This window comes from Aminobacter sp. P4_H6_2, from assembly GCF_056400805.1.
Map to the genome: position 1 here is coordinate 1 of NZ_JBFUKO010000420.1, position 4,762 is coordinate 4,762.

Sequence of the window (4,762 nt, forward strand, 5' to 3'; positions counted from 1 at the left end):
TCTTCACGCTGCCGCCGGTCAAGCAGGCGATCACGCTTCTGCCGGGCGTCTACGTGTCGAACAGCGGCCTGGTTGTCCCGGCAGTCGTCTGGAATTCCGGTTTCTGGGCGCTCGCCGTAGCGGTCGGTGTGGGGCTGGCTGCCGCCTTTGCATGGCAGGGAATGGCAAAGCGCAGGCGCATTGCCACTGGCAATACAAAGCCGAGCTGGCCGATTGCACTTTTGCTGCTTGTTGCGCCGGTCCTGATCGCCTCAGTGTCGTTCGACATCAGCGCCCAATTGGACTGGCCGGAGCTCGGCCGGTTTAGGCTGACGGGCGGCTCGCATCTCAAGCCGGAGTTTGTCGCCCTGCTGCTCGGGCTGACGCTCGGTGCTTCCGCAACCGTGGCGGAAATCGTGCGCAGCGGCATCCTTGCGATTGGCAAGGGCCAACGCGAAGCTGCACAGGCGCTAGGGCTGCCAGACCGCCAGACCATGCGGCTTGTCATCCTCCCGCAGGCTCTGCGGATCATCGTGCCACCGCTGACCAATGTCTATGTGACGACGTTCAAGAACAGTTCGCTGGCGATTGCCATCGGCTATCCCGACCTGGTGATGGTATCCAACAACATCATGAACCAGACCGGACAGGCCATCGAGCCGATCGCGCTGTTCATGCTGGTCTATCTATTCCTCTCGCTTGCGACTTCCATGCTGATGAACTGGTACAACGCGCATGTCGCGCTGAAGGGGCGCCAGTCATGAGCGATCGTACCGCGACAGTGACCGACCAGCGCATGATGCGCCCGCCTACTCGCAATAACTCGATGGCGAAAACCTATTTCGGAACGCCTGCTAACACGGTCGTGACGCTGGTCTGCCTCGCCGTCCTCGCATTCGCCGCCAAGGTGGCAGTGAGTTGGCTTCTGCTCGATGCGGTATTCGACGGCACGCCCGAGAATTGCAAGGCAAGCTCAGGAGCTTGCTGGCCGTATCTCGCCGCCAAGATGCGGTACATGCTGTTCGGCATTTACCCCTTCGACGAGCAATGGCGGCCGCTGCTGGCGAGCCTGTTGTTCATCGCAGCCATGGCCGTCTCGGGCATTCCGCGTCTGTGGGGGCGATCCCTGCTCATCGCCTGGGTGGCTTTGCTGCCTATCCTGTTCCTGTTGATGGCCGGCGGTGGGTTTGGGCTCACTCCAGTGCCGACTTCGCAATGGGGCGGCTTGCCGCTGTCTTTCATGCTGACCTTCGTCGGGCTCGTCTGCGCACTGCCGCTTGGCATCCTGCTGGCGCTCGCGCGCTTGTCCAGCCTTCCGGCAATTCGCATCCTGGCGGTCACCTTCATTGAGCTGGTGCGCGRCGTTCCCCTGATCAGCATCCTGTTCATGGCCTCAGTCATGCTGCCGCTGTTCATGCCCGAAGGCATGACCATCGACAAACTGCTGAGAGCGCAAGTCGCAATCATCCTTTTTGCAGCCGCCTACATTGCCGAGATCGTGCGGGCGGGACTGCAAGCCCTGCCGCGTGGACAAACGGAAGCGGCTCAAGCACTGGGACTTTACTACTGGCAATACACCGTGCTCGTGACCGTCCCGCAGGCCCTCAAGATGGTGATCCCTCCGCTGGTGTCGCTGTTCATCGGCTTCTTCCAGGACACGACACTTGTCACCATTGTAGGCCTGCTGGATTTTCTAAGCACCGTCCGCACTGCGCTGCGCGATCCCAACTGGCAAGGCATCGCCGTGCTTGAGGGCTATGTGTTCGCGGCAGTGGTCTACTTTGTGTTCAGCGCGCTCATGGGCGCATACAGCCGTTATCTCGAGAAACGTTTCAGGGTGGGTCATGACTGAAATAACGGTCATTCGCGACGTCGAAACCATTGTTGCCTATGACCCGGCGGGCGATCGCCAGGTCTATCGCCACGGCGGCGATGTCGCCTTCGACGAAACAGGCTTGCTCTGCGTCGGCACACGCTTCGAAGGCCAGGCGACGACGGAACTGTCGGGCAAGTCGCGCATGGTCATGCCCGGCCTGATCGACATCCACTGCCATTCGCATGACGAGCCTCTGGCCAAGGGCATTTTCGAAGATGCCGGCACCGCCGCTCTGTGGGGCCAGGCCATGTACGAGTTTTCCGGCGTCATCGACGGGGGCGAGGACGCGCGCGCTGCCTGCCTGACGGTGATGCTGGGCGATCTCATGCGCTCTGGCGCGACAACCGTTCTTGATATCGCAGGGGCTCACGACATCTGGCTCGACATTGCCGCGCAAAGCGGCGTGCGCGGCTACCTTGCGCCGGGTTTCCGTCAGGCGAACTGGGTGGTGCATGACAGCCACCGGCTCGACTTCGAATGGGACGACAAGGCTGGCCGGGACGCCTTCGCGCGGGCGCTGGATTTCGTCGACCGGGYAAGGGCGCATCCGAGCGGGCGTCTGGACGGCGTTATCTCACCCTCGCAGGTTGAAACCTGCCGTCCGGACCTTTTGGTCGATGCCGCCGGCGAAGCGCGGCGACGCGGCATGCGCATCACGATCCACACCGCGCAGACCATGGCCGAACATGAAGAGCTGCTGCGCCGCACCGGGCTGACCGGAGTGCAATATCTCGACCAGCTCGGCGTGCTTGGTGAAGACGTCATTCTCGGCCACTGCATCTTTGCGGACCACCATTCCTGGACACGGCAGCGGACCCGCAACGACCTTGCAACGCTGACCGCGCGCGGAACGTCCGTCGCGCATTGTCCGGTGACCTTTGCCCGCAGCGGCATGGCGCTGGAGACGCTGGGCGACTATCGCCGCGGCGGCGTGAACGTTGCCATCGGCACCGACAGCTACCCGTTCAACATGCTGGAGGAGATGCGGCAGGCGCTGATCTGCTCTAGGCTCGGCGGAAAAAGCGTGTTCGACATCACCACAGGCGACATCGTCGATGCTGCGACGCTTGCCGGCGCTCGGGCGCTCGGCCGCTCCGACATAGGCAGGCTGAGCATGGGCGCAAAGGCCGACCTGCTGGTGATCGACCTCGACCAGCCCACCATGCGGCCGGTCTACGATCCGCTGCGCAGCCTGCTCCACTGCGCCGCCGAGCGCGCAGTTGAGCGAGTATATGTCGATGGACGGCTGACCGTGGATCGGGGCAAGCCGACGCAGTTGGATTACGACGGGGCCGTCAGGGAAATCCAGTCGTTGCAGGATTGGGCCTGCGCCCGCGCCGGTACCTATGACCCACGTGGACGCGACATCGCCAAACTGGCGCCAAAGTCGCTGCCAGTGATTGGAAGCTAGTTCGAGGCGAAGCGCCTCGCCCCTATCACGTCAGTATGGGGTAACTCGGCGAAAAAATCTCGGACACCGGCGGGTGCTGCCAACTGCGATCTGGGTATTTGGCGATCAGCCCTTCGAACTGCCGCTGCGCCTGCTCGCGCGCAGCACGGATGTCGAAGCCGGCGAGCTTGCCGTCCAGCATCGACAGCCGCCCGTCGACGAACACCGCCTGCGTGACCTTGCCCGAACCACCGAGCACCAGCGTGGTGATCGGATCGACCGTCGGCGTCATGTAGGGATCGTCGAGGCGGAAGACCGAGATGTCAGCCTTGGCGCCGGCTGACAGACGGCCGATGTCGGTTCGGCCGAGCGCCTTGGCACCGCCGAGCGTGGCCGCATCATAAAAATCCTTGCTCAGCACGGCGTCTGACGCCTTCTCGCTGATCCGGCACGCGACGAGGCCCATGAGCAGGTTCATCAGCATGTCGGGCGGCGAGGTGTCAGTCGCCATGCCGATGTTGATGCCGAGCTTCCTGCATGAGGCGAACGAGTTCAGCGTGCTGCCCATGCGGGCCGACACCAGCGGCGAATGGGCGATGGACACGCCAGCGTCGGCGTAGAGCTGCAAGTCCTCCAGCGAAGCATGGGTGCCATGCGGAGTAACCAGCCGCTCATTGAGCAGGCCATGATCGGCCATCCAGCGCGGCCCCGAGACCCCATGCAGCTTGTGCATGGTTTCGAGCTCGAGCTTGCCCTGGGCCATGTGCAGTCGCACCCGGCAGTCGAGGTCGCGCGCTGCCGCCATGGTCCGCTGCAAGACCGTGAGGGTGCAGGTCTCGACCCTATCGGGCGCGAGCATGCCGTTGACCAGCCCACCATGCCGGCCGTGCTGGCGCTCGATGAAGGCGATGGCATCCTCAAGACCGGCTAGGCCCCTCGCCTCATCGAAGTCAGCTACGATCTTGCCGGGCGCTTCCAGCACCATGCCGCCAGAGCGGTAGGCTGGGCTCAAGAAGACACGCAGGCCGAGATCGCCTGCCGCATCCGCGGCAGCGTCGAACTCCGCGACCGTCTCGCCCCATTCGCGGTAGTAGAGCGAGGCTATGGGTGCAGCGGAGGTGACACCGTTGAGCAGAGAAAGGCCAAAGGCGAACTTCTTCTGAAAGGCCAGCTCTTCAGGAGAATACATCTCGTAGGGTCCGCGGTCGACATAGGAGCGTGGCCAGATGCGGCCCCTGGCCCATCCGGGCTGATTGTCATGGACGAGCACATAAGTGTCGATGTCCGACAGCGCATCGAGGTCGACCAGCCCCGGGCTGATCAGGGCGCTGCCGAAGTCGATGCGGCGGGCGACTTCACCGTCGAAATGGCGACCTGAGAAGATGACCTCACCCCCTTCGATCACCACCTCGCCGCGCGGCACTAGGCAGTGGCCTTCGCCATGATAAGCGAGCAGCCAGTCGGCGGTCATCAGTGTGCGGCCAGCCGGCCTCTGGCCGAGCGTCAGGTCTTCGGGA

At 63.4% G+C, this 4,762-nt stretch carries 4 protein-coding genes; 3 read left to right on the plus strand and 1 reads right to left on the minus strand.

Features of this window, described 5'->3' with window-relative positions; translation table 11 throughout:
• From AC1DUU_RS23285 to AC1DUU_RS23295, 3 genes are all read left to right on the plus strand, one after another.
• A partial coding sequence (locus tag AC1DUU_RS23285) for an ABC transporter permease subunit (protein ID WP_476785754.1) occupies positions 1-743 on the plus strand: 743 nt, incomplete at its 5' end.
• The gene (locus AC1DUU_RS23290) at positions 740-1,831 is read left to right on the plus strand and encodes an amino acid ABC transporter permease (protein WP_476785755.1); all 1,092 of its coding nucleotides are present in this window, start codon (positions 740-742) and stop codon (positions 1,829-1,831) included. The genes AC1DUU_RS23285 and AC1DUU_RS23290, both read left to right, overlap by 4 nt.
• Positions 1,824-3,266, plus strand: coding sequence for an amidohydrolase family protein (locus AC1DUU_RS23295; protein ID WP_476785756.1), 1,443 nt, complete (start codon positions 1,824-1,826; stop codon positions 3,264-3,266). The genes AC1DUU_RS23290 and AC1DUU_RS23295 overlap by 8 nt, the downstream gene beginning before the upstream one ends.
• Positions 3,267-3,291: 25 nt before the next feature.
• Here AC1DUU_RS23295 and AC1DUU_RS23300 read toward each other — a convergent pair whose 3' ends face one another.
• On the minus strand, positions 3,292-4,752 hold the full coding sequence (locus tag AC1DUU_RS23300; protein WP_476785757.1) for an amidohydrolase family protein: 1,461 nt from the start codon (positions 4,750-4,752) through the stop codon (positions 3,292-3,294).
• Positions 4,753-4,762: the final 10 nt, after the last annotated feature.